Here is a 24,570-nt window from a genome sequence, read left to right on the forward strand (position 1 = left end):
CTCGCGGACAGCTTGGTTAGATTACCACACCTCTCCCTACTTTGCAACCCCTTTTTTCACTTTTCCCTTCGTTCATATGAAGCGGCGTCTGTCATAAGGCGCACTTATGGCAGACGCCGCTTTTGCTGCGCCGATGGCGATGTTTCCCGCCCAAAGTGGGGGCGCCGCAGTTCATGATGAAGAAGTTATAAAAACAGGGCATTCCGGGCAGGGCGGGCGTAAATTTCTTCCAATTCGTGCTGGTGGTAGAGATATCCCGCATCATCAAAATACTTGGCACCAGAGGGACAGCCTTTGACGCAGGCGCAGCACTTGATACAGATCCCCTTGACCTGCGACACATCGGCGGGATCGATGCTGCCCATGGGACATCGGGCGGCGCACAGGCCGCAGCCGCCGCAGAGAGCCATGTCTGTCTTGGGCTTGACCTTCAGAATGTTGATGGGCGCACCGTGGCGGTCGCGGGGCGTATAATAGGGCCGGATGGGCTCCTGCCCTGCCACGGCTACTGGCACAGCAGGCAGCGCAGCAAGGCCGCCGATCTTCTGGGCCGCGGCACGGGCAAAATTGTCCATCTCCGCCAGATCTGCCGCGTTAGGACGGCCTGCCCCCAGTGTGCGGGAAAAGCTATGCTCCCCCACAAAGGCGGCTGCCGCCACCGGCACAAAGCCGTTGGCGGTCATGATATTCCGCAGTTCCATCAGTGAATCATCGAAATCGCGGTTGCCAAACAGGACCACGGGTACCGCCGGTGTAGCGGCGCCGCGGATCTGTTCCGTGAGATAGGGCAGGAGGACGTTGGGCACACGGCCTGCATAGGTGGGCGTGCCCAGCACCACCAGATCGTCGGGGCCGAAGGTCAGCGCCTCCTTCCGCACGGCGGGCGCCGTGAAATCTACCGCCTCCAGCGGTGCGGAGAACGCTGCGGCCAGGCTCGACGCGATACGCCGGACCGTCTTTTCCGTAGTGCCGGTGCCGCTGAAATACACGGCCCATACCTTTTGGGGCTGCATGATGATTCCCTCCCTCTGCTTTCTATTTTATACTTATATAGGTAGTTACAGCTTGAAATCGTCCTCCGTCAGCCGTGTGGCGTCCAGCTTCATTGGACGGGGCGGCACCCGCTTCAGGGGATCGTAGCTGAATGCGCCGCAGTGGTCGGAGGCGGGCACCACGCCGCGCTTGACGCAGACCACCTGCTCGTCGTTGATACGACTGCCCTTGGCGCAGTAGGCGCAGCGGGGATCGATATTTTTCCGAAACAGCATGGTATCACCTCACAGCGTATACAGATGCACCGCGCCATCGGCAGCGGTAGCGCTGATCTGGGTGATGGGATTCTCAAAGCTGTCGATGATACGGGCAGCCATGGGGTCCTCCAGCTCCTTCTGGATCAGGCGGCGCAGGTTGCGGGCGCCATAGGTCATGGAGTAGGACTTCTCCACCAGGTAGTCCACCAGCGCATCGTCGTAGTGGAAGGTATAGCCCTTGTCGCTCAGGGACTTGCGCAGCTCCTCCAGCATAATGCGGGCGATACCGGCAAAATTCTCCTTGGACAGGTGGTTGAAACAGATGATCTCGTCCACGCGGTTCAGGAACTCGGGGCGCAGGAAGTCCCGCAGTGCCTTCATCGTGCGCTCCTTCCCCTGGTCATCGGCGCTGCCGCCGAAGCCCACCGCACCGGCGGACTTGGTGTCGGAACCGGCGTTGCTGGTCATGACGATGATCGTATTTTCGAAGTTCACCTTACGGCCGTGGGCGTCGGTGATCTGGCCGTCGTCCAGGATCTGCAGCAGGACATTAAGCACGTCGGGGTGTGCCTTCTCGATCTCATCGAACAGCACCACGGAGTAAGGCTTGCGGCGGATCTTCTCCGTCAGCTGGCCCGCCTCGTCATAGCCCACATAGCCTGGGGGCGATCCCACGATGCGGGAGACGGAGTGCTTCTCCATAAACTCGGACATATCCAGGCGGATCAGGGACTCCGGCGCGTTGAACAGGTCGTCCGCCAGCTGCTTCACCAGCTCCGTCTTACCCACGCCGGTGGGTCCCACGAAGATGAAGCTCACCGGCTTGTGCTTGGGTGAAATACCCACACGGTTGCGGCGGATCGCGGCGGACACGGCGGCGATGGCCTCGTCCTGCCCCACCACATGGGCACGGAGGCGCTGGTCCAGCTCCGCCAGACGCTTGAATTCTTCCTCCTTGATCTTGCTGGCCGGTATCTTCGTCCACATCTCGATGACGCGGGCGATGTTGTCCATGGTCAGCTGGGGCGTACCCTTGGCACGGATGGCGTTGAGCTCATCGGTGACACGCAGCTCCTGGCTGCGCAGCTCGGCGATGCGCTCGTAGCGGCGATCCAGCTCTTCCTGGGTAAACTCCTGCCCATCGGCAGGCTGAGCGGACATGAGGTTTTCCCGCTCAAAGGTGAGGTTCTCCAGCTCGCGCTCCAGCTCCATGCGGCGGTTGATGTCCGGGTCGTGGAGATTCTTATCGGAGCACGCCTCGTCGATGAGGTCGATGGCCTTGTCCGGCAGGTAGCGGTCGGTAATGTACCGCTCCGACAGCAGCACCGCCTGGCGCAGCACGCCCTGAGGGATGGCCACCCCGTGGAACTGCTCGTAGTAGTGAGCGATGCCCTGCAAAATCTTCAGTGTATCCTCGATATTCGGCTCATTTACGGTGACAGGCTGGAAGCGGCGCTCCAGCGCGGTATCCTTTTCGATGTGCTTGCGGTACTCGTTGAAGGTGGTGGCGCCGATGACCTGAATTTCGCCGCGGCTCAGGGCGGGCTTCAGGATGTTGGCGGCGTTCATGCTGCCCTCGGCATCGCCGGCGCCCACGATGTTGTGGACCTCGTCGATAACGAGGATGATGTTGCCCGCCTTGCGGATCTCCTCGATCAGCCCCTTCATGCGGCTTTCAAACTGACCGCGGAACTGGGTGCCTGCCACCAGTGCCGTAAGGTCCAGCAGATAGACCTCCTTCTGGCGCAGCTTGAAGGGCACATCGCCGGAGACGATGCGCTGGGCCAGTCCCTCAGCGATGGCGGTCTTGCCCACGCCGGGCTCACCGATGAGGCAGGGGTTGTTCTTCTGCCGGCGGTTCAAAATCTGAACGACCCGCTCGATCTCCTGTTCGCGGCCAATGACGGCGTCCAGCTTGCCGTCACGGGCACGCTGGCTCAGGTTGATGCAGTAATTGTCCAGAAACTTGCGCTTCTGGTCCTTTTTGCGGCCGGCAGGCTGCTGCTGACCGGCCCCGGCGTTGTCGCGGGGCTGCTCGGCAGGCGGGTTGCTGCTGTTGCTGAACAGGCGATTCAGGAACGGAAACGTGGCGGTCTTGCCGCTCTCCTCATCGTCCTCACCGCTGTCCTCCGGCAGGTCGCTCATCTCCTCCGCGCCGCCGAATGCCTGCATCATCTCACTGTTGATGTTTTCCAGGTCCTCCGGCGTGATGCCCATGCGCTTCATCATCTCCTCCACCTGGGGCAGGCCCAGCTGGGCGGCACATTTCAGGCACAGGCCCTCATTGACCATCTCGTTCTTCTCGTTCATACGTGAGATGAACACGACGGCCACGTTTTTCTTGCATCGGGAACAAAGTGTAGGCTGCATGGTATTCCTCCATTATCCGTTGGGGTGATATGAGTATTGCCGCTCTGCGGCGCGGGCAAACGGGTCATCAAAGGGATGTGATCAGCTCCATGGGGCTGTGCTCCGCAAAAAAGCGGAGGATGTAGGTCTGGCTGATAAGCTCAGGCGTGATCCAGATCTGGAGACGGCGCAGCAGCCAGACGGCGAAAAACAGCAGCAGCGCGCCTTTCACCAATCCCAGTGCGCCGCCCATCACGGCGTTGATGCCGTGGACCACGGGCAGTTTTGTAAAGAGGTGCAGCGGCGCCAGCAGCAACCGCAGCAGGAGGAGCAGCAGCAGGAACGACACCAGATAGACCACGGCGTAGGCCACGGAGCGCAGTACCGTGGACACCACGGCGGACAGCAGCGTCTGCCCCACCTCCTGGGCTTTTTCGGTGGCGCTCTCTACCAGTTTGTCCAGGGCCTCGCCGGAGAAGCCGAACGTCTCCAAAAGTCCGGCGGCGGCCAGACTGGGATCGTCTGCGGCAGCGGCCTGTCCGTCCATCTGCTGCTGGATCTTCTCCGTCAGCATGGGCTCCAGCCATTTGGCGGCAGGATCGGCCAGATGCTCGGCCAGCCACGCCGCGCCCAACAGGGCCACGATGATGATGGCCACACGTGCAAGGCTCTGCAGGAAGCCCTGCCGCACGCCCAGCACCAGTGCCAGCAGCAGGCAGGCTGCCATAAAAATATCCACAAAAATAGCCATAGCTCTCCTTTGCCGTTACGGCAGATACAGGCTGGCGGCGGTGGAGCCGGCCAGCACGGCGGAACCATCGGCGCGCATCAGCACTTGGCGCGCCTCGCTGACGGCGTCCAGTCGGGCGCACTCTGCCAGCGTCTTGTCGTAGATGACCATGCGGTCGCTGAACAGCACCGCAATGTAGCGGCCCGCGGCGGACATGCTCAGCACCTCGCCATCCACGTCCAGCGAAGCCATGACCTGCCCATCGCTGTCCACGGTGACAAGACGGTGCTGGGTGCCGTTGCGATAGCGGCCCAGCAGCAGCGCGGCGTAACCGTCGCCGCAGTCCACGCGGCGCAGATAGTCGCTGCCGCAGCTGTACGCGGCGCGGACCTCCCCGCTGTCGTCCAGGAAGCAGAGCTGCTCCTCCATCACGGCGCAGAACCGGCTGCCCATGGGGATCAGGTCGTAGATCAGGCTTCCGGTGAGAGCAGTGGTGGTCAGGGCCGACTCGCTGTTGATGCGGTAGAACACCACGTAGCTGGTAAAGACGCCGCTGCTCTGCCCCATGGTGACGGCGGCCAGGGTGCGGCTGTCGTCGGACAGGGCGGCGGTCATAATGAACCGATCCGCCGAGCGGTAGGCGAACACCGGCTGGCCGGAGGCGTCGTACACCCGCACCGCGGCCTTGCAGCCGCTTTCGTTGCTGGTAACCGTGAGGTAGCCGTCTTTGTTGAGGGCCACGGCCAGTATCTCGCCGGAGGTGTCCACCTGGCAGGCCAGGCCCTTGGCAGTCAGGACATAGACCGAGGTGCCGCCCACGTCATAGGCGGCGGCGCGGGAGGCGCCGCGCACCAGCGCGGGGGATTGGAACTTCACCGTCTGCTCGTAGACGGTCTTGCCCGTTTCGTCCAGCACCGATACCTGGTGCATGGATACGGAGACAAGGCTGCCGTCCAGCGAGGCGAAGCTGCCGGACTGGTCGCTGGCGTAACGGTACAGCTGGGCGCAGCCGTTCTCGTCCTTCTGGGCCTTGGTGTACAGCAGGCGGCGGCGCAGGCCGTCGAACTCCCCGCGGTCGTACAGCACTGACAGCACCACAGCGATCAGCGCCAGCAGCGTCACCAGCGCCAGCCAGAGGAAGCGTTTTTTACTTTTCTTCGCCACGCGGCGGGGCGGTTCCTCCTGGGGGTTGCCGCCGGTGAAGGTCATTTGCTCTCTCTTATCCATTGAGTCGTTCGTCCTCATACCATACGCGGGTGAGATACAGTCCGCCGGGAGGCGCCGTGGGACCTGCCAGCGTGCGGTTGCCGGAGTCCAGGATGACAGGGATGTCCTCCGGCGTCAGCTTGCCCTCCGCCGCATACAGCACCGTGCCCGTAATGGCACGTACCATATTATACAAAAAACCGTCGGCGCAGACCTTCAGCTCCAGCAACTCACCGCGGCGGGTGACGCGGCAGTAGTGGATGGTGCGCACCGTGCTGCGGACGTTAGTACCCACGCTGCGCACGGCGGCAAAGTCGTGGGTACCCTCAAACATGCGGGCAGCGCGGTCCATCACCGCCTCATCCAGCCGTTTGGGATAGAAATAGGCCCGATCCACGTAGAACGGGTTCTTGATGCGGGAGTTATAGATGCGGTAGGTGTACTCCTTTTTGATGCAGGAGCCGATGGCGTTGAAATCCTCCGCCACCTCGTAGGCCGCCTTCACCACGATGTCCTCGGGGATATGGGTATTGGCGGCGAATGGCAGGCGATCCACGGGGATGCGGGAATCGGTGCGGAAATTGGCCACGTAGTGCTCGGCATGGACACCGGCATCGGTGCGGCCGCAGCCGGTGACCTTCACCGGTTCGCCGCAGACCATGCTCAGGCCCCGCTCCAGCGTCTGTGCCACGGAGATCTCCGTTTTCTGCACCTGCCAGCCGTGATAGGCGGCGCCGTTATACATTAAGATAAGGGCGATGTTGCGCACCGCGCCGCCTCCTTTCTCAGAAGCCGAATTTTTTCAGAACGATAACACCGGCGGTCAGTGCCACGAACGCCGCCAGACTCAGCCAGTCCGCCTTTTGGTAGTGCAGGACGCGGAGGGCCGTGCGGCCCTCGCCGCCGTGATAGCAGCGGCACTCCATGGCGGTGGCCAGCTCATCGGCGCGGCGGAACGCACTGATGAACAGTGGCACCAGAATGGGCACCAGTGCCTTGGCTCGCTGGAACACATTGCCTGTCTCAAAGTCCGCGCCGCGGGCCTTCTGGGCGGACATGATCTTATCCGTCTCCTCAATGAGCGTGGGGATGAACCGCAGGGCGATGGACATCATCATGGCCAGCTCATGCACCGGAAAGCGCAGCTTCTTCAGGGGGGCCAGCAGGCTCTCCAGTCCGTCGGTGAGGGCAATGGGGCTGGTGGTATAGGTCATGAGGAACGTGCCCATGATGAGCATCACGATGCGCAGCACCATCTGCACAGCGGAGATGATACCCTGCCAGGTGATGTGGCGCAGCAGCCACACGTCCGCCACCGGCGTACCGGTGGTGAAAAACATGTTCATGATGGCGGTGAACGCCACGATAATGTACACCGGCTTCAGGCCGCGGGTCAGGGCCTTCCATTCCACCTTGGACAGCAGGATGCAGACCGCCAGCACCACGATCATGATGCCGTAGGTCAGCGGGCCCTTGGCGTTGAACAGCGCCACGATGTACAGAATGACGCACAGCAGCTTGGTGCGGGGGTCCAGACGGTGGATAGGGGTATTCCCCGGGAAAAACTGGCCCAGTGTAATATCCTTCAGCATGCGTCAGCGCCTCCTTCCTTCCGGAGCAGCGCATCGCGCAGCGCCTCCACGGTATAGACTGCCGTGTCCACCGGCAGGCCGCGGCGGCGCAGTGCCAGCGCCACCTTGGTCACCTGGGGGATGTCCAGGCCCACCTGCTCCAGCTCATCGGCGCGGGCGAACACCTGACGGGGCGTGCCCTCCATGAACACATGGCTGTCCGACAGGACCACGATGCGGTCCACATTGCGGGCGATCTCCTCCATGCTGTGGCTCACCAGCACCACAGAGGCGTTTTTCGCCCGATGATAGTCCTGAATGCGGGCCAGAATATCGTCGCGGCCACGGGGATCCAGACCCGCCGTGGGCTCGTCCAGCACCAGAACCTTGGGTTCCATGGCGATAACGCCGGCGATGGCCACGCGGCGCTTCTGTCCGCCGGACAGCTCGAAGGGTGACTTGTCCAGCATGGCCTCCGTCAGGCCCACGAAGGCGGCGGCATCGCGAACGCGGCGGTCGATGTCCGCCTCGTCCAGGCCCATATTTTTGGGGCCGAAGGCAATGTCCTTATACACAGTTTCTTCAAAAAGCTGGTACTCCGGATACTGGAACACCAGTCCCACCTGGAACCGCACGTCCCGTATCTTCTTGGGGTCGGCCCAAATGTCCCTCCCCTGCAGCAGGATACGGCCGGAGGTGGGCTTCAGCAGGCCATTGAGATGCTGGATCAGGGTGGACTTACCGGAGCCGGTATGGCCGATAATGCCCAGAAATTCACCGTCCATCATGGACAGGTTCATGTCGTCCACGGCGCTGCGCTGAAAGGGCGTGCCCGCCGAGTAGGTGTGAGTCAGATGCTCTATTTGTAAGATCGGTTCCAAGGTTACTTCCCTTCCGCTGCGCCCAACGCGCGGCAAATGGTATCGGCGCACTGGTCCACCGTCAGGCTGTCCAGTGCCACAGGCAGACCCGCCTGCCGGAGCTCATACAGCAGCTCCACCGTGTCGGGAGCGGCCAGACCGAAGGCGTGGAGCTCCTCCACGCGGGAGAACACCTGGCAGGGTGTACCGTCCATGGCCACGGTGCCGTCGTTCATGACGATAACGCGGTCGGCGTCCTCCGCCTCCGACATGTGGTGGGTGATGAGCACCACGGTGATCCCCCGCTCCCGATTCAGGCGGTGGACAGTGTCCAGCACCTCACGGCGTCCGGCGGGGTCCAGCATAGCCGTGGCCTCGTCCAGCACAATGCACTCCGGCTCCATGGCGATGACGCCGGCGATGGCGATGCGCTGCTTCTGGCCGCCGGACAGCAGGTGCGGCGCGTGGCGGGCGAATTTCTCCATGCCCACCGCGGCCAGCGCGTCGTCCACACGGCGGCGTATCTCCGCCGTGGGCACACCCAGATTCTCCGGCCCGAAGGCCACATCCTCCTCCACCACGTTGGCGACGATCTGGTTATCGGGGTTCTGGAACACCATACCGGTGCGCCGCCGGATCTCCAGCAGCAGCGACTCGTCGCGGGTGTCCATACCCTCCACGTACACGGCGCCGCCGCTGGGCAGCAGCACCGCGTTCATGTGCTTGGCAAGGGTGGATTTGCCGGAGCCGTTGTGGCCCAGCACCACCACGAAGGTGCCCTTCTCCACCGTGACGGACACGCCGCGGAGGGCGGGAGGATTCGTCTCCCCCTCCGGCGCGGGATAGGTGAAGGTCAGGTCTTTTGTTTCGATCATGGTCGACATTCTGTTATATCTCCGTTCTTGGTCAATCGGCGCACCAGCGGCCGGTAGCGCCGCAGGGCAGCGCCATGCCGGAATCGGTGCAGGGCAGTCCCAGCTCGTCCCACGTCACATGGCCGCCGAACTTGCGGCCCACCAGCATTTGCAGGATATATCCCAGCACCGACGGGGCCAGGCCCGTGGTGTAGCTGTTGAGGATAACGAATAAAGGCCTGTCCGACAGCACCTGGGCGCACAGGCGGACAAAGGGGTACAGGTTCTCCTCCAGCTTCCAGACCTCGCCGGAGGGGCCGCGGCCGTAGCTGGGCGGGTCCATGATGATGGCGTCATACGTCTTGCCGCGGCGGATCTCCCGCTCCACGAATTTGGCGCAGTCATCCACGATCCAGCGGATGGGCGCGTCGGCAAGGCCGCTGAGCCGTGCGTTGTCCTTGGCCCAGGCCACCATGCCCTTTGCCGCGTCCACATGGCAAACGCTGGCGCCCGCTTTGGCGCAGGCCACGGTGGCGCCGCCGGTGTAGGCGAACAGGTTCAGCACCCGAATGGGGCGGCCCGCCGTGCGGATCTGCTCCATGGCGAAGTCCCAGTTGGCGGCCTGCTCCGGAAAGAGACCGGTATGCTTGAAGTTCATGGGCTTGACCTGGAACGTCAAGTCCTTATAGCGGATGGGCCAGCTCTCCGGCAGCTTGCCCTTGTCCCAGTGGCCGCCGCCGGTGGAGGAACGGGAGTAGCGGGCGTTGGCGGTCTTCCAGCGCCGGTCGCGGCGATCCGTATCCCAGATGGCCTGAGGGTCGGGACGCACCAGTATCTGCTGATCCCAGCGCTCCAGCTTTTCCCCGCCGCCGCAGTCCAGCAGCTCGTAATCCTGCCAATCCTTTGTGATCCACATAAAGGCCATACCCCCGTGTTCGAGATAGTAAATCAGTTTATTATACAACGCTCCGCCGTGGCCGTCAACCGTGGAAAAGAAAAGCGCCCCTCCGTTTTTTGGAGAGGCGCGGGGTCATTTCTCGCTCTTATCGCCTTTGGTCAGGCCGGTAATGACGTTCTTCACGCCGCTCAGGCCCTTTTCCGCAGTTTTCAGGCCCTCACCGGCGGCCTTCTTCATCTCGCCCTTCACGTCCGCCGCCAGACGGCGGAATATCTCGGTGATGATCTTCTTATCCTTCTCGTCCGCGCCGTTGTACTGCTTCAGCAGCGCCGCCATCTTGGCCAGCCCGCCGGCCCGGAGATCCTCCAGCGTGCGGGTCTTGCCGGACATGCTCAGGATGTCGAACAGGGCGTCGGTGAACTGCTCCCGCTCCTGGGGCGTCATGGAGCCGATCCACTGGCGCAGCAGGTCGTCGCTGACCTTTCCCATGGGGGAGCGCTGGCCCAGGTGTACGAAGCGGGGCCCCTCCACATTCCAGGACATGGGCTCGTGCTGCATGATGGAGCGGTTGCTGCTGTCGATGACGGCGTAATCCTCGGCGTGCTCCAGCAGGATGCCCACGATGGAGGACTCGGGGATATAGGTATGGAGCTTGTCCGCCACGCGGCGGTACGCCGCAGAATCCACCATGTCGTGAGAAAAACCGGGGCCGTCGTTGTTGTAGGCAGCCAGCAGCCGGTCCTGCAGCGGGGCGGGGATGTGGATGGCAGCCCAGGCCGCCAGATTGCCGCCCTTGCTGTGACCGCCGATGCGCAGCCCGCGATCAGGGCAGGCGGCGGCTATCTCCTCGGTGTAGGCCGCGGCGCGGATCTGCGCCGGTACAGCGGAGAGGTAGCTCATGTTGAAGTCTTCCTTCCAGCCCACCAGTGAGGTGTCGGTGCCCATGAAGGACACCAGCAGCGTATCGTCCGGCAGCAGGTAGGACACAGCATCGAACTGCATCTCCTTGACCTCGTCGTACTCGTGGGTGAAGCCAAACATCCGCACCTCGCGGAAGCGCTCCGTCTCCGCCGCCAAGCGCATCAGAGGGATATAGTCCAGCTCCGACAGGCCCAGCTGCTCGTCCTCCTCCGTCAGGCGGGCGGCCACCTCCGGCAGGGCCACAGCCCGGGCGGGATCGGTGGTCTTCAGATCGTCAAACCGGCGGAAATTGATATAGGAGATGATGCACAGCACCAGATCGTCCACCTCGTTGAAGCCGTCCCGTGTGAAGGGCAGATCGCCCCGCCAGCGCAGGTAGTCCATGACAGTCCCGTTCTTTTCCATATGCCCCTCCTGTTCTCATGTCTGAGATGTCAGTATAGCATAGTTTCCCTGCGGAGACAAGCGGTATGCGGCACGCGGCTATCTAAAATCTGCTGTTGGATCTTTATTTGCGTGTTTTCAGAAAGGCGATTGCTTTCCGCCGTTTTCTACGATATACTGCTTTTATAAGGTCCGCCATACGGCGTATGGCAGAAAGGGGTGTATATGGGAAACATTATGTGGGGGATCGTATTCCTTCTGGCCGGTGTGGTGCTGGTCTGGCTGGGCATCCGGCAGCGGAAGAGGGCCCAGCGGGACTACGAGGATGATGTGCGGCGCTACACCGCCAGCACGGTGATGACGGTGGTGCATCTGGATGAATCGGTGCTGGAGACCTGGGAGGATCGGGATGACGGCGGCCGCGAGCTGCGGCGGGAAACGGTGTACCAGCCCACCTACGAGTACACGGTAGACGGCAAAACGTACCGGTATGCCAGCCGTCAGTGCGTCTCCAGCCGCGATATGGGGCGGCAGGTCACGGGCTACTATGATCCCGCTGATCCCTCCTGCATCACGGAGAACAGGCCCAGAAAACCGATCTTGGGCGGATTTTTCTTCTTCGCCTTTGCGGCGTTCCTGCTGTTTTTTGCCTATTGGTCCTTTACGGGAGAGCTTTACTTTTCCTGAGTACATTGCAAAAAAGAGGAGCGGTCCACAGGACCGCTCCTCTTTTTTGCTGTGCGCCGCTGGCTTAGCCCGGGGGCCACGTCATGTCGCGGCCGGCCAGCACATGGAAGTGCAGGTGCTTGACGGTCTGCCCCGCCTGATCGCCGCAGTTGTTGACGATGCGGTAGCTCTCCACGCCCAGCTCCTTGCAGATCTTCACGATGACCTCGAAGCAGTGGGCCACCACGCCGCTGTTGTCCGCCGTAATGGCGTTGGCACAGCAGATATGCTCCTTGGGTACCACCAGAAAATGGGTGGGCGCCTGGGGGTCGATGTCGTAGAAAGCGTAGCACTGCTCGTCCTCATAAACCTTGTTGCTGGGGATCTCGCCGTCGATGATGGCGCAGAACAGGCAATCGTTCTTCATGGTCTGTCTCCTTTCGATGGTTTTTTTCACGTCGTCCCGTCCCCGATGGAGCGGGACGGCGGTGTTCTTGTTTTCTCAGCCCAGCTTGGAGGACACAAAATCGTCCACGGTCGCCAGCGCATCGTCCACCTTCAGCAGATCGGTGCCGCCGCCCATGGCGCTGTCCGGCTTGCCGCCGCCCTTGCCGCCGCATACAGCGGACACGGACTTCACCAGCTCGCCGGCCTTGATGCCCTTGGCAACAGCCTCCTTGCCGCAGACCGCCAGGAAGCTGACCTTCTCGCCGGTGATGCTGGCAAGCACCGCCACCACGGCGGGGTCCTTGTCCCGCAGGAAGTCGCCCATGGTACGCAGGGCGTTGGCATCCAGACCCTGACGGGTGCCGGTGATGATGTGCAGACCGCCCACGGCCTTGGCGGACGCCATGACCTGCTTGGCCTCGCCCAGAGACGCCTCGGCCTTGAACTTCTCCACAGCCTGACGCAGCTCCTTCATCTCGTTGGCCTGCTGCTCCATACGCTCCAGAATGCTGCCGGGAGCGGTCTTGAAGAACTGGGCGGCCTTCAGCAGGGTGGTGCGGCCATGGCGGGTCTCCTCCAGAGACACCTTGCCGGTGGTGGCCTCAATGCGGCGGACGCCGGAGGCCACGCTGCTCTCGGACTTGATGCGGAACATACCTGTCTTGGCGGTATTGTCCAGATGGGTGCCGCCGCACAGCTCCATGGAGAAATCGCCCATGGTCACGACGCGCACCGTCTCGCCGTACTTCTCGCCGAAGGTAGCCACGGCGCCGCGGGCCTTGGCCTCCGCCAGCGGCAGCTCCTCGGTGACGACGGACAGGCCGTCCAGCACCGCGTCGTTCACCAGATCCTCTACCTCCAGCAGCTGCTCGGGGGCGATGGCCTCAAAGTGGGTGAAGTCGAAGCGCAGGCGGTCCGGCTCCACCAGAGAACCGGCCTGATGAACGTGGTCGCCCAGCACCTTCTTCAGCGCGGCATCCAGCAGATGGGTGGCCGTGTGGGCACGGCGGACGGCGCTGCGGCGCTCCGTATCGATGGCGGGGGAAACGTTGTCGCCCACATGGAGGGCGCCCCGCAGCAGCTTGCCGTAGTGCATGTATTTGCCGCCCTTGTTCTTCTGGACATCCGTGACCACAAACTCCACACCGTCGGCGGTGATGACGCCGTGGTCGGCCACCTGGCCGCCCATCTCAGCGTAGAACGGAGTCTGATCCAGCACCACGATGGCGTCCATGCCGCTGACGATCTCCTCCACCAGCTGGCCGTCGGTCACGATGGCCAGCACTTTGGCGTCATCCAGCCTGTCATACTCGTAACCGGCGAACACAGTGGCGGGCATGTCCTTGCCGAACTCCACACCGGCCCAGCCCAGGTCGCCCATGGCCTTGCGGGCCTCGCGGGCGCGCTCCTTCTGCTCGGTCATCAGGGTCTGGAAGGCGGTCTCGTCCACGGTCATGCCCTCCTCGGCCGCCATCTCCGCCGTCAGGTCGATGGGGAAGCCGAAGGTATCATACAGCTTGAAGGCGTCGCTGCCGGAGAACACCGTCTCCCCCTTCTCCTTGTGGGCCGCCAGCATCTCGCCGTAGATGCGCATGCCGCCGTCGATGGTGCGGGCGAAGTTCTCCTCCTCGGTGCGGATGACCTTGGTGATGTAGCTCTGTTTCTCCCGCAGGTCGGGGTACTGGCACTCGTTCTCGTGTACCACGGTATCCACCACCTGATACAGGAACGGCTCGTTGACGCCCAGCAGCTTGCCGTGGCGGGCGGCGCGGCGCAGCAGGCGGCGCAGCACGTAGCCGCGGCCCTCATTGCTGGGCAGGATGCCGTCGCAGATCATGAACGTGGCGGAGCGGATGTGGTCGGTGATGACGCGCAGGCTCACGTCCCGCTTGTAGCTCTCGCCGTAGTGGGCGCCGGTAAGCTCGGACACCTTGTTGGTGATGTTCATGACGGTGTCCACGTCAAACAGGCTATCCACGTTCTGGCACACGCAGGCCAGACGCTCCAGACCCATGCCGGTGTCGATGTTCTTCTGCTTCAGCTCGGTATAGTTGTTGTGGCCGTCGTTGTCGAACTGACTGAACACGTTGTTCCAGATCTCAATATAGCGGTCGCAGTCGCAGCCCACGGTGCAGTCCGGCTTGCCGCAGCCGTACTCGGGGCCGCGGTCATAGTAGATCTCGGAGCAGGGGCCGCAGGGGCCGGAGCCGTGCTCCCAGAAGTTGTCCTCCTTGCCGAAGCGGAAGATCTTCTCGGCGGGGATGCCGATCTCATCGTGCCAAATGTTCCACGCCTCGTCATCGCTCTCATAGACGGAGGGATACAGGCGGTCGGCCTCCAGGCCCACCCACTCGGGACTGGTCAGGAACTCCCAGCTCCAGGCGATGGCCTCGTGCTTGAAGTAGTCGCCGAAGGAGAAGTTGCCCAGCATCTCAAAATAGGTGCCGTGACGGGCGGTCTTGCCCACGTTCTCAATGTCGCCGGTACGGATGCACTTCTGACAGGTGCAGACGCGGCGGCGGGGCGGCTCCTCCTCGCCCTTGAACCAGGGCTTCATGGGGGTCATGCCGGCGTTGATCAGCAGGATGGATTTGTCGTTCTGGGGTACCAGCGAAAAGCTGGGCAGGCGCAGGTGGCCTTTGGTCTCGAAGAACTTCAGGAACAGCTCCCGCAGCTCGTTCAGGCCGTGATAGGGATGGCTCATCTTTTTCGTCTCCTTTTGTATTATAAATTTATTTGTTCTGCTTTCCATTGTGCGCACAGGGCGGCCAGTTCCGTCTCCAGCCCCTGAAAAAATCTGGCGATATGGAGGCCGTCGGCCAGCGCGTGGTTGACGAACAGGGACACCGGCAGCGTGGTACGGCCGTTGACGGTGACGTACTTGCCCCAGCTGATGCGGGGGTTGCTGTCATCGGGGCTCTCCGCCGGATGCTGGAGCTGGGTGTAGTGGAGCCACGGGACGCTGGACACGAAGATCATGCCCCGTATGTCGCCGTCCTCCGTCAGGGTACCGCGCTCCAACACCTCCCGCTGGCGGCTCTGGCCCAGCCGCACGAATTCGTCGTAGGGCAGGTCGCCCTCCACCGTGCAGTAGACGTAGACGCCGTCGGGCTTCATGGCAGTGTAGGACGGGGCGCACCAGTCGTACTCCACCACTGCACCGTCCTCCGTGATGCGGCGGCGCAGCTGGGGCACGGCGTTGACGGCGCGGGTCACGGCGTACAGCATACTCAAAAAGAAGGGGCGTCCGTTCCGTGCGGCCATCAGGTCCGTGATGTCCACCTCTGCCGTGATACCGGCGAAGGGAAATGTCATACGGCGGAAATATGCAAACTGGCCGCAGCGGGGATCGGCGGACATGTCCACCACGCGGTATCCCATAGGCTGACCACCTCCGGAAAAAATAAATGCGCCCCGCGCCCTGCGTACACACAGGGGCGAAGCGCTGCTTCACGGTACCACCCTGATTCGGCGGAAAACCCGCCCTCTCAGCCGTCCGGTAACGGGGACGAAGCGTGCCGCTCATCGCGGCAGGCTCAGAAGCGGCTCCACGCTGCGCCGGTCCCGACGGGCTCTCACCCTCCCCGTCTCGCTTGGCGGCGGCCGCGGCGTTTCTTCTTCGTCATCGCCTTTGTCATCAAAGATGCTGTTATTGTACCACGTACCGCGCCGTTGTCAACAGGAAATCCGCGGATTTTTTCGATTTATGCGATTTCGCCCTTGTCTTTCCCGCGCCGTCTGGTATACTGGAGAGCCGGAATATTTGCGAGAAAGGCGGCGTTTTTATGAAAAGGCTGTCGGAAAACGACCACATTGACTTTTACCGCCATTTGGCGTTCTGCACGGTGGGCGGCTTCTTCGGCGCATATGCCGTGCTGGTACACAGCGGCGTCATGGGCAACGCCCAGACCATGAACCTCCTGGAGATGGTCATCGACCTGCTGCGATGGCAGCTGCCGGACATGCTGCAGCATCTGGGCGCGCTGGCGCTCTACGTGCTGGGCACCATGCTGACGGTGCTGCTGCCCCACTGGTGCGGTGCGGACACGCACTATCTCTCCCCCATCGTCACGGCGGTGGCGGCGGTGGTGCTGGCTCTCCTGCCGCCGCAGCTGAACACGGTGATCGCACTGTATCCCGTGTTCTTCGCCATGAGCTTCCAGTGGAGCAGCTTTGCCGGCGCCCGCGGCTTTTACAGCGCCACCATCTTCTCTACCAATAACACCAAGCAGTCCTCGCTGGCGCTGGCGGAATACCTGTGCGACCACGACCGGGCGCACCTGCGGAAGATGTGGTTCTATCTGGCCACGCTGGGGTGCTTCCACGTCGGCGCGTCGTGGGCGTTCTGCGCGGTGAAGTGGTGGTTCACCAGAGGCTCGCTGGCGGTGCTGCCGCTGGTGGCGTGGGGATATTTTCTGGCGGTATGCGAGCGGCGTCACGAGGAGGCCGCCTCCATTCCGGAGGATGCGGGCGCGGATACCGCGGCCCAGCCCTCCTCCAATATGTGAATACGTTAAAAAGGACGTCCGCCCATGGGCAGACGTCCTTTTTATGTACGTTATTTCCCGCTCAGCTCTACCGCATGGCGAATAAAGCTCATAGGCGGCACGGCCTGCGGCAGCTCCATGGTGAAGGTCATCTGTGGTGTTTTCGGCTCCAGCAGCACCTCCCCCTCCGGCCCGCGCATGGCGGGGACGGTGATGGTAAAGGGCTTGGTGTCCGGCCCCACGATCTCCACCGTGTCACCGGCGGCAAACTTGTTGCGCAGACTCATGGTGGCTACGCCGTCCGGCGTGCAGTCCGTCACCACAGCGCAGATCTGCCAGTCCCGCAGATAGCGGGCATCCTCGTAATACTGGCCAGGCTGACCGTAGAAGAACCCGGTGGAGTAGTGGCGGTGGCTGATGTGCTCCACCTCGTCCCGCCAGACGGGGTCCAGCGGCTCTCCGGCGGCCACAGCGTCCAGACAGTGGCGGTACGCGCCGGTGACGATGGCGGCGTAGTACGCCGACTTGGCGCGGCCCTCGATCTTCAGGCAGTCCACACCCGCAGCCATGAGATCCTCCAGATGGTCGATCATGCACATGTCGCGGCTGTTCATGATGTAGGTGCCCTTTTCATCCTCGAATACCGGGAAGTACTCGCCGGGGCGCTTCTCCTCCATCAGCGCGTACTGATAGCGGCAGGGCTGGGCACACTGTCCGCGGTTGGAGTCGCGGCCGGTCATATAGTTGCTCAGCAGGCACCGGCCGGAGTAGCTGACACACATGGCGCCGTGGCAGAACGCCTCCAGCTCCAGCTGTGGAGAGACCCGCTGCCGGATGGCGGCGATCTCCGTCAGGCTCACCTCCCGGGCCAGCACCACCCGCGATGCTCCCAGATCGTACCACGCCTGCGCGCAGACGTGGTTTGCCACGGATTGCTGGGTGCTGATGTGGCGCTGACAGCGGGGTGCGTACTTTCCCGCCAGTGTGAATGCCCCCAGATCCGCCAGGATCAGGGCGTCCACCCCCGCCGCATCCAGCTTTTCCAGATGGGCAGGCAGCTGCTCCGCCTCGTCCCAGCGGGGCATGGTGTTTACCGTAGCGTGGACCTTCACGCCGTGCTCATGGGCGAAGCGCACCGCCCGGGGCAGCTCCTCATCGGAGAAGTTGCCCGCGAAGGAACGCATGCCGAAGGACGTACCCGCCAGATAGACGGCGTCCGCGCCATAGAGCACGGCCATCCGCAGTTTTTCCCAGTCCCCTGCGGGGGACAGCAGCTCCGGCTTCCGCATCAGGAGTAGATGGGCTGGTACTCCGCACTGTTGATGAAGCGGAGATGCTCGTTGTAGTCGGTGAAGAAGTGGCTCTTGTCATCGGTGCCCAGCGCGAAGAAGTAATAGTCCGTATCCGCCGGGTAGATGGCGGCCTTGATGGCGCTGAGGCCCGGATTGCAGATGGGCCCAGGGGTCAGCCCCTCGTGGATATAGGTATTGTAGGGACTCTCGATGGTGGTATCGAACTTGCTGATGTCGTCGTGGACCATGATATAGTTGATGGAGGAGCACAGCTGCAGCAGGCGGCCGCCCTTCTCACTATTGGGCCGCTCCAGACGGTTGTGGATGACGGAGCTGATATTCTTGCGCTCGGTATCATCGCCGATGGATTCCTTCTCGATGATGGAGGCCATGGTAATGATCTGCTTCAGGTCGTAGGGAGAATTCTTGATATCCTCCAGCATCTGCTGGCTGATCTCGTTTTTGAACATGGTCAGCATGGTATCTACCGCGAACACCGCCGTCTTGTTCTTGTCGAAGGTGTAGGTGGTGGGGAACAGGAAGCCCTCCATGCGGTCGATGCTGCCCAGCGTGTCGGAGGACAGGAAGGAATAGTTCTCGAAATCAAAGTTCGCGCAGGCGTCCTCCAGTTCAGCCTTGGTGGCCACGCCCTTCTCCGCCAGCAGGTCGATGATCTGCCGGACGGTGTAGCCCTCGGGGATGGTGACCTGCACCAGTCCCTGCGCATCCATGGAATCCTGCTTCCAGTCGTGCATGTTCACGATGAGGGCGCGGAAGTCCATGTCGCTGTTGAGCTTATAGGTGCCCGGCTCCACGTAGCGGCTGTAATGCAGGAAGCCGCTGGCCAGCTGGAAAAATCCCTTGGAATTCACCAGTCCCGCGTCCTTCAGCTTTTTGGCCACATCGGACACGCTGTCGCCCTCCTCCACGGTGATCTCCACCTCCACAGGGGCCTTGTTCAGGGAGCACAGGTCGTTGATCATCAGCCAGCCGATACCTGCCAGCAGGCACGAGCCCAGCACCACGCACACCAGATAGATGGCGGTGCCGGTGCGGCGGCGGGCACTGCGGCGCTTTTCATCGCCGCGGCGCTGCTGCTGGGCGGACTCCTGACGACGGACCTCACCGGCGTCCCACATGGCCGTCTCGTCCTGTCTGTCGCGTCTGTCATAATTGGACATAGAAAAATCTCCTTTCCGGCGGGTCAGCCGATGAGGTCGGCCACACACGCCATCACTTCGCGGTGAATGTCATTGATCAAGCGGGGCGCGCCATCCTTTGCGCAGTCGATCCGCGTCCAGCCGCACCGTGCCACCACATAGGCGGCGTTTTCGCGGCAGCGGCGGAGGTACGCCTCGTCCTTCTCGTGAATATCGGCCTTGGTATGGGTAGCCTCCTCCCGCAGGCGCATCATCTGCTCCGTGGCCTCGACGGGCATGTCCAGATACAGCACGCGGGTAGGCTCCGGCAGCCCCAGCAGATGGTACTCGAAGTCGAACAGCCAGTCCAGGAAGGCGTCCCGCTTCTCCGGCGGCAGCTTGCCGGTCTGATGGACGGCGTTGCTGGTGGTATAGCGATCCGCGATCAGCAGCCCGCCGGCTTCGTAGAACCCGCCCCAGTCCTGCTTATAGGAGGCGTAGCGGTCCACGGAGTAAAACGTGGACGCGGCATAGGCGTTGACATCGTCGGGGTCGTTGCCGAAAGCGCCGCCCAGATACAGCCGGATCAGCGCGGAGGACTCCTCCTGATAGCGGGGAAATTCCAGCTTGCGGAACGCGATGCCCCGTTTTTCCAGCTCCTGACATAGCAGCGCCGACTGGGTGGCCTTGCCGGAGCCGTCCGTCCCCTCAAATACGATGAGTTTCCCCATACCGCTCTCCTCCTCTGGGCACAGCCGCCCATAATACGGGGTATTGTACCACAGTTTTCCCCGTTTGTCCATATCGTAGACAGAAAGGGCCGTCCCCGCCCTTTTCGCCGGAATTTCGGCGGCCCGCCCATTTACACGCGGGCCCGCCCTGTGCTATGATACCATCGGACAGAAAATTTTACAGACCTATCCCGAAAAAGGAGACGCATATGCAGATTTTCGACATGGACGGCACCCTCATCGACTCCAACGGCATCTGGAAGGATGTGGACACCGCGTTCCTGGCCAAGCGGGGCCTGCCCTACACCAAAGAATACTACGAGGGCGTAGCCCACACCATCTTCCCGCTGGCCGCCAGGTTCACCAAGGAGTTTTGCCATCTTCCGGAGTCGGAGGAGGCCATCATGGCGGAGTGGATGGACATGGCCGGCGATCTGTACGGCACGTCTGTGCCGGTAAAGCCCGGCGTGCGGGAATATCTGGAAAAGCTGCGCTCCGCCGGAGAACGCATGATCGTGGTCACCAGCGCCGTGCCGGTACACTGCCGCACCGCGCTGGACCACCTGGGTCTGACGCCGTATTTTGAACGCATCATCTTTGCCCAGGAGCTGCACCGTGAGAAAAAGGACCCCCAGCTGTGGCGCCTGTCGGCAGAGATGATGCGCGTAAAGCCGGAGGACTGCACGCTGTACGATGACTCGGTGGAGGCATGCCGCGGGGCCCGCGCTGCCGGTATGCGCGCCGTGGGCGTGTTCGACCCCTTCTTCGCCGGTACGGAGCCGGAAATGCGGGCCGTGTGCGACCGGTACATCCGGTCCTTTGATGAACTGCTGTAAAGAGAGACGGGACGCGATGCGTCCCGTCTCTCTCTTTTTCAGAAGCTGCCGATGGGGATGGAGCCATCGTCCTTCCCCTTCTCGATGCCGTCGATGCGGACGTAATAGCCCTTGCCGCCGCCCATGTCCACATGGACGCGGTCGCCCACCTTCGCGCCCATGACGGCGCGGCCCACCGGCGATTCTTTGCTGATAAGGCCCTTCAGGGCGTCCTGCCGCAGGGTGGTGACCAGCTGGATCTTCCGGCTCCTGCCCAGGTTCTCCATAAAAATCTCCACCGTGTCGTACAGCCCCGCCGTGTCGGCAGAGGAGCGGTCCTCAATGACGTGGGCGGTCCTGATCATCCGCTGGAGATAGCGGATGCGGGCGTCGTTGCGGTTTTTGTCCTGCTTGGCGCATTTGTACTCGAAATTCTCGCTGAGGTCGCCGAAGGCCCTCGCCGTCTGCACGTCCTCGATCAGTTTGGGACGCAGCACCTGCACACGGTAGTCGATCTCCTCCTGCATCTTCTGTATGTCGCTGCGGGTCAGTTCATCATTCATGGTCATGTTCCTCCAATATCTCCGCCAGACGCGCCAGCGCCCGGGGCAGTTTTTCCAGTTCCACGCCGGAGTAGTTCACCACCAGCACATGGGGCGGCGCGGCGTCGTGATCGCTGTAATACTCCGACAGCATAGCCAGACGCAGCCCTCGCTGCTCCGCCATGCGGCGCAGTGCCGTGTCGGACAGGGACGTATCCAGCGTCATCAGGAAGTGCAGTCCCGCGTCCTCCTCGGTGATACGGGCTCGCGGGGCCAACGGGCCGCCGCGGATACAGGCGATCACCGCATCCCGCTTCTGGTGATAGCGCTTGCGCATGCGGTTCAAGTGCTTTTCGTAGTACCCCTCCGCCATAAAGCGAGCCAGCGTGTACTGCTCGAAACCGGAGACGGTGCTGGAATAGAACCCCAGCTTCTCCCGAAAGGCAGGGAGCAGCCGCTGCGGCAGCACCATATAGCTGATGCGGATGGACGGCGCGATGGTCTTGGAAAATGTGTTCAGATAGACAACGCGCCCACCCTCGTCCACGGAGAACAATGTGGGGATGGGGCGGCCCACAAAGCGGAACTCGCTGTCGTAGTCGTCCTCCAGAATGTATCGGTCCGTCCCCTGCTCCGCCCAGTGCAGCAGCTCCTGACGGCGGGCGATGGGCATGACAATACCCGTGGGATAGTGGTGGCTGGGCGAGATGTGTACCACATCAGCGTGGGCGCGTTCCAATGCCGTCACCGACAGCCCCGCGCTGTCCAGCGGGATGGACACCACCTCCGCCTGGTTGCTGCGGTAGATGCGGACGATCTTGCTGTACCCCGGGTCCTCGGCGGCGTAGCGTTTCCCGCGGCCCAGCAGCTGCACCAGCATGCTGTACAGCTGCTCCGTACCGGCGCCGATGATGATCTGCTCCGCGTCCACCGCCATACCCCGAAACTGCCGGAGATAGGCGGCGATGGCGGTGCGCAGCTCCGGCGCGCCCTGGGGCGGCATGGCGTGGAGCAGGCCGGTGCCCTCCTCTAAGATGGTCTGGCGCATCAGCCGCGCCCAGACGGTAAAGGGAAAGTCCTCCGCCGCGATGGAGTTTGTCACCAGGTCCATCTCCCAGCTCTGCGGCGCAGGCGCTGCGGCGGGTGATGCAGCCCGTTGGGCCGCCAGCGGACGCTGGACAGGGCTGACGTAGTACCCCCGCTTCTCCATGCCGTAGATGTACCCCTCGGCCATCAGCTGCTCGTAGGCGTTTTTCACCGTGATGACACTGACCTCCAGATGGGCCGCCAGCGCCCGCTTGGACGGCAGCTTCTCCGCCGCCGCCAGCCGCCCGGTGAGAATATCGTCCTTGATGCGGCGGTACAGCTGCTCGTACAGGCTGACGCCGCCGGTCTTTGTCAGTGGATAGGTCAGCATATCATCCTCCATCTGGTATTAACAAGAAAAATCAAAATGGATATTTTAATAATACCAGTTTCAACTATAATACAGCTATACCGCGATTGCAAGGACTTTTTGGTCCGGCGCGGAACAAATTTTGTGAGGTGCAAGACCATGTCCGACAAGAAAATCAGAACGATGGTAATGGCCGCCGTGCTGGCGGCACTGGCCTGCGTGGCCACGATGGTGGTGCAGATCCCCTCTCCCATGAACGGCTTCGTGAATCTGGGCGACTGCTTCGTGCTGCTGAGCGGATGGCTGCTGGGTCCCTGGTGGGGCGGTGCGGCCGGCGGCATTGGTTCCATGCTGGCGGACCTGGTGCTGGGCTACGGCCACTACGCCCCCGGCACCCTGATCATTAAGGGTCTGATGGCGCTGGTAGGCGCCCTGATCTTCAAGGCCTTCGGCAAGAGCTCCGTGGGCGCTCTGATCAGCGGCCTCGTCAGTGAGATCATCATGGTGGCCGGCTACTTCGGCTACGCCGCACTGCTGCTGGGTAAGGGCATCGGCGCTGCGGCCAGTGTCCCCGGCAATCTGGTGCAGGGCGCCGTGGGTCTCATCGCCGGCTTCCTGCTGCTGCAGGTGGCCCGCCGTACCCATCTTGAAGAAAAGGTCAGTGTGTGATATACTATATGGCGAGCCGGTTTTTCGGCTCGCCATATCTCTTTTAATCTGTATATGAACGGGGTGTTTTTTTATGGCAGGTATTGTGCATGAGCTGGAGCAGAAGGATCTGCATGAACAGGTGCGGCAGGAGGCGGCCAATGCGGCAGCCCAGCTGGCCGAGGCGGCCCGGCTCCATAAGGGCCAGATCGTGGTGGTAGGATGCAGCACCAGCGAGGTGGTGGGCAAAAAGGTGGGCAGCTGGTCCACACCGGAGGTCGCCGCCGCCATCTTCGAGGGGCTGAACAGCGTGTTCGGGCCCATGGGCGTCTATATCGCCGCCCAGTGCTGCGAGCATCTGAACCGCGCCATCATCGTGGAGCACGAGGCCGTGCCCAACGCCGAAATTGTCAACGTGGTGCCCCAGCCCAAGGCGGGCAGCTCCTTCGCCACCGCCGCGTACCAGGCGTTCCGGCATCCCGTGGCGCTGGAGGAGATCAGGGCCGACGCCGGTCTGGACATCGGCGGCACGCTGATCGGCATGCACCTGAAAAAAGTGGCGGTGCCGGTGCGTCTGCCCCAGGACCACATCGGCGATGCCATCCTGCTGGCGGCGCGGGTGCGGCCCAAGTTCATCGGCGGTGACCGCGCCGTGTACGACGAGTCCCTGAAGAACGGCTATCCCGAGTTCTGAGCGCCGCCGCGCGGCAGAAGCCGTCCGGTGCAGGCATAAGCAGGAAAAACGCGTTCCTCCACGGGGACAATCGTGAACCAAAAAGGCTCTGACCGCTTGGTCAGAGCCTTTTTCGCTTATGTCACAGGGAACATGAATTTCAGCGCCAGAAATACCACCAGTGATACCGCCGCTGCGATCAGCAGGACGCGCACCCGCTTGTGGTCCTTCTCCGCCATTTCCTTGTCCTCGTGCTCGTTTTTGTAGCGGACGTAGGACCATGCCGCGCACAACAGGCACAGCAGCGGCACGAAGTACAGTCCGATCAAAGCCACGAAGCCCATGAAATCCCTCCTCCCGTTTGGGACAGTATACCGAAAAACCGCCCTTGCGTCAAGGCGGTAAATGCTATCCCGCAGACAGTAAATATCTATCTCTACGTCAGGCGTTCCGGCAGGCTGTTTGCACTCCGCCGTTTTCGGAAAAATGGAACGGTTGACGCCCGCTCCGATATAAGCAAAGACCTCCGCCTGTACGGCGGAGGTCTTTGCTGGGTATCAGGAAAAAGAGTTACTTCGCGGCCTTAGCAGCCTTGATGGACTCGATCAGTTCGGGAACGACCTTGAACAGATCGCCGACGATACCGTAGTCAGCCACCTCGAAGATGGGAGCGGTGTCGTTCTTGTTCACGGCGATGATGCACTCGGAATC

General features: G+C 62.3%; 25 protein-coding genes and 1 pseudogene. 5 read left to right on the forward strand and 21 right to left on the reverse strand.

The features are described 5' to 3' along the window. Nucleotides 1-185: 185 nt before the first annotated feature. The 11 genes from ACZM22_RS10055 to ACZM22_RS10105 form a co-directional block, all read right to left on the reverse strand. The gene (locus tag ACZM22_RS10055; protein ID WP_484425048.1) at nt 186-1,013 is read right to left on the reverse strand and encodes a 4Fe-4S binding protein; all 828 of its coding nucleotides are present in this window, start codon (nt 1,011-1,013) and stop codon (nt 186-188) included. A gap of 45 nt (nt 1,014-1,058) precedes the next feature. Beyond that, entirely contained in the window at nt 1,059-1,268 is a 210-nt protein-coding gene (locus ACZM22_RS10060) for a hypothetical protein (protein WP_483268149.1), read from the reverse strand. A gap of 9 nt (nt 1,269-1,277) precedes the next feature. Continuing rightward, complete coding sequence (locus ACZM22_RS10065; RefSeq protein WP_489543962.1) at nt 1,278-3,620, reverse strand: ATP-dependent Clp protease ATP-binding subunit; 2,343 nt, start codon at nt 3,618-3,620, stop codon at nt 1,278-1,280. Nucleotides 3,621-3,687: 67 nt separating this feature from the next. After that, nucleotides 3,688-4,350 carry a CvpA family protein gene (locus ACZM22_RS10070; protein ID WP_483268147.1) on the reverse strand — a complete coding sequence of 221 codons (663 nt, stop codon included), beginning with the start codon at nt 4,348-4,350 and terminating at the stop codon, nt 3,688-3,690. A gap of 15 nt (nt 4,351-4,365) precedes the next feature. Next, entirely contained in the window at nt 4,366-5,556 is a 1,191-nt protein-coding gene (locus ACZM22_RS10075) for a DUF5711 family protein (protein ID WP_489543963.1), read from the reverse strand. Then, nucleotides 5,549-6,304 (reverse strand): tRNA pseudouridine(38-40) synthase TruA, encoded by a 756-nt coding sequence (gene truA, locus ACZM22_RS10080; RefSeq protein WP_489543964.1) that lies wholly within the window; start codon nt 6,302-6,304, stop codon nt 5,549-5,551. The genes ACZM22_RS10075 and truA overlap by 8 nt, the downstream gene beginning before the upstream one ends. Before the next feature lie 16 nt (nt 6,305-6,320). Next, nucleotides 6,321-7,127: an energy-coupling factor transporter transmembrane component T family protein gene (locus ACZM22_RS10085; protein ID WP_489543965.1), complete on the reverse strand. Its 807-nt coding sequence runs from the start codon at nt 7,125-7,127 to the stop codon at nt 6,321-6,323. Continuing rightward, a complete protein-coding gene (locus tag ACZM22_RS10090; protein WP_484425053.1) occupies nt 7,121-7,987 on the reverse strand; it encodes an energy-coupling factor transporter ATPase in 867 nt (288 codons plus the stop codon). Before ACZM22_RS10090 ends, ACZM22_RS10085 begins: the two co-directional genes overlap by 7 nt. A 2-nt stretch (nt 7,988-7,989) precedes the next feature. Next, nucleotides 7,990-8,850 (reverse strand): energy-coupling factor transporter ATPase, encoded by an 861-nt coding sequence (locus tag ACZM22_RS10095; RefSeq protein ID WP_483268142.1) that lies wholly within the window; start codon nt 8,848-8,850, stop codon nt 7,990-7,992. A 22-nt stretch (nt 8,851-8,872) separates the two neighbouring features. Further along, nucleotides 8,873-9,736 (reverse strand): class I SAM-dependent methyltransferase, encoded by an 864-nt coding sequence (locus ACZM22_RS10100; protein ID WP_484438037.1) that lies wholly within the window; start codon nt 9,734-9,736, stop codon nt 8,873-8,875. Nucleotides 9,737-9,850: 114 nt separating this feature from the next. Beyond that, the gene (locus tag ACZM22_RS10105) at nt 9,851-11,044 is read right to left on the reverse strand and encodes an Mbeg1-like protein (RefSeq protein WP_489543966.1); all 1,194 of its coding nucleotides are present in this window, start codon (nt 11,042-11,044) and stop codon (nt 9,851-9,853) included. A 204-nt stretch (nt 11,045-11,248) separates the two neighbouring features. On the opposite strand from ACZM22_RS10105, the gene ACZM22_RS10110 reads away from it, so the two are divergent. Further along, nucleotides 11,249-11,710, forward strand: coding sequence for a DUF3592 domain-containing protein (locus ACZM22_RS10110; protein ID WP_489543967.1), 462 nt, complete (start codon nt 11,249-11,251; stop codon nt 11,708-11,710). 64 nt (nt 11,711-11,774) lie between these two features. Here the strand turns inward: ACZM22_RS10110 and ACZM22_RS10115 are convergent, their stop codons facing one another. The 3 genes from ACZM22_RS10115 to ACZM22_RS10125 all read right to left on the reverse strand — a co-directional run bounded on the left by ACZM22_RS10115 (nt 11,775) and on the right by ACZM22_RS10125 (nt 15,517). After that, complete coding sequence (locus ACZM22_RS10115) at nt 11,775-12,116, reverse strand: histidine triad nucleotide-binding protein (protein ID WP_483268138.1); 342 nt, start codon at nt 12,114-12,116, stop codon at nt 11,775-11,777. 75 nt (nt 12,117-12,191) lie between these two features. After that, nucleotides 12,192-14,840: an alanine--tRNA ligase gene (gene alaS, locus ACZM22_RS10120; protein WP_489543968.1), complete on the reverse strand. Its 2,649-nt coding sequence runs from the start codon at nt 14,838-14,840 to the stop codon at nt 12,192-12,194. Between the two features lie 20 nt (nt 14,841-14,860). Then, nucleotides 14,861-15,517, reverse strand: coding sequence for a CatA-like O-acetyltransferase (locus ACZM22_RS10125; protein ID WP_489543969.1), 657 nt, complete (start codon nt 15,515-15,517; stop codon nt 14,861-14,863). A 404-nt stretch (nt 15,518-15,921) separates the two neighbouring features. On the opposite strand from ACZM22_RS10125, the gene ACZM22_RS10130 reads away from it, so the two are divergent. Beyond that, complete coding sequence (locus ACZM22_RS10130) at nt 15,922-16,644, forward strand: YoaK family protein (RefSeq protein WP_489543970.1); 723 nt, start codon at nt 15,922-15,924, stop codon at nt 16,642-16,644. A gap of 50 nt (nt 16,645-16,694) precedes the next feature. On the opposite strand, the gene ACZM22_RS10135 is transcribed toward ACZM22_RS10130, so the two are convergent. Genes ACZM22_RS10135 through ACZM22_RS10145 form a run of 3 tightly spaced genes read right to left on the reverse strand, consistent with a single transcriptional unit; the run spans nt 16,695 to nt 19,785 of the window. After that, entirely contained in the window at nt 16,695-17,912 is a 1,218-nt protein-coding gene (locus ACZM22_RS10135) for a peptidase U32 family protein (protein ID WP_489543971.1), read from the reverse strand. Further along, nucleotides 17,912-19,096: an endolytic transglycosylase MltG gene (mltG, locus tag ACZM22_RS10140; RefSeq protein WP_489543972.1), complete on the reverse strand. Its 1,185-nt coding sequence runs from the start codon at nt 19,094-19,096 to the stop codon at nt 17,912-17,914. The genes ACZM22_RS10135 and mltG overlap by 1 nt, the downstream gene beginning before the upstream one ends. Before the next feature lie 23 nt (nt 19,097-19,119). Then, nucleotides 19,120-19,785, reverse strand: coding sequence for a dTMP kinase (locus ACZM22_RS10145; RefSeq protein WP_489543973.1), 666 nt, complete (start codon nt 19,783-19,785; stop codon nt 19,120-19,122). A gap of 209 nt (nt 19,786-19,994) precedes the next feature. On the opposite strand from ACZM22_RS10145, the gene ACZM22_RS10150 reads away from it, so the two are divergent. Then, on the forward strand, nt 19,995-20,621 hold the full coding sequence (locus ACZM22_RS10150; protein WP_489543974.1) for an HAD family hydrolase: 627 nt from the start codon (nt 19,995-19,997) through the stop codon (nt 20,619-20,621). A 38-nt stretch (nt 20,622-20,659) separates the two neighbouring features. On the opposite strand, the gene ACZM22_RS10155 is transcribed toward ACZM22_RS10150, so the two are convergent. Together ACZM22_RS10155 and pdxR are read right to left on the reverse strand one after the other, a co-directional pair. Further along, the gene (locus tag ACZM22_RS10155) at nt 20,660-21,163 is read right to left on the reverse strand and encodes a GreA/GreB family elongation factor (protein WP_483268130.1); all 504 of its coding nucleotides are present in this window, start codon (nt 21,161-21,163) and stop codon (nt 20,660-20,662) included. Then, entirely contained in the window at nt 21,156-22,559 is a 1,404-nt protein-coding gene (gene pdxR, locus ACZM22_RS10160; RefSeq protein ID WP_489543975.1) for a MocR-like pyridoxine biosynthesis transcription factor PdxR, read from the reverse strand. Before pdxR ends, ACZM22_RS10155 begins: the two co-directional genes overlap by 8 nt. 138 nt (nt 22,560-22,697) lie before the next feature. On the opposite strand from pdxR, the gene ACZM22_RS10165 reads away from it, so the two are divergent. Next, complete coding sequence (locus ACZM22_RS10165; RefSeq protein ID WP_489543976.1) at nt 22,698-23,207, forward strand: ECF transporter S component; 510 nt, start codon at nt 22,698-22,700, stop codon at nt 23,205-23,207. A 73-nt stretch (nt 23,208-23,280) separates the two neighbouring features. Beyond that, nucleotides 23,281-23,880 (forward strand): TIGR01440 family protein, encoded by a 600-nt coding sequence (locus ACZM22_RS10170; RefSeq protein ID WP_483268127.1) that lies wholly within the window; start codon nt 23,281-23,283, stop codon nt 23,878-23,880. 116 nt (nt 23,881-23,996) lie between these two features. Here ACZM22_RS10170 and ACZM22_RS10175 read toward each other — a convergent pair whose 3' ends face one another. Together ACZM22_RS10175 and ACZM22_RS10180 are read right to left on the reverse strand one after the other, a co-directional pair. After that, complete coding sequence (locus ACZM22_RS10175) at nt 23,997-24,203, reverse strand: hypothetical protein (protein ID WP_483268126.1); 207 nt, start codon at nt 24,201-24,203, stop codon at nt 23,997-23,999. 226 nt (nt 24,204-24,429) lie between these two features. Further along, nucleotides 24,430-24,570: pseudogene (locus tag ACZM22_RS10180) on the reverse strand (acryloyl-CoA reductase electron transfer subunit beta); the annotation flags it as partial.

It is taken from the genome of Vescimonas sp. (genome assembly GCF_057856985.1).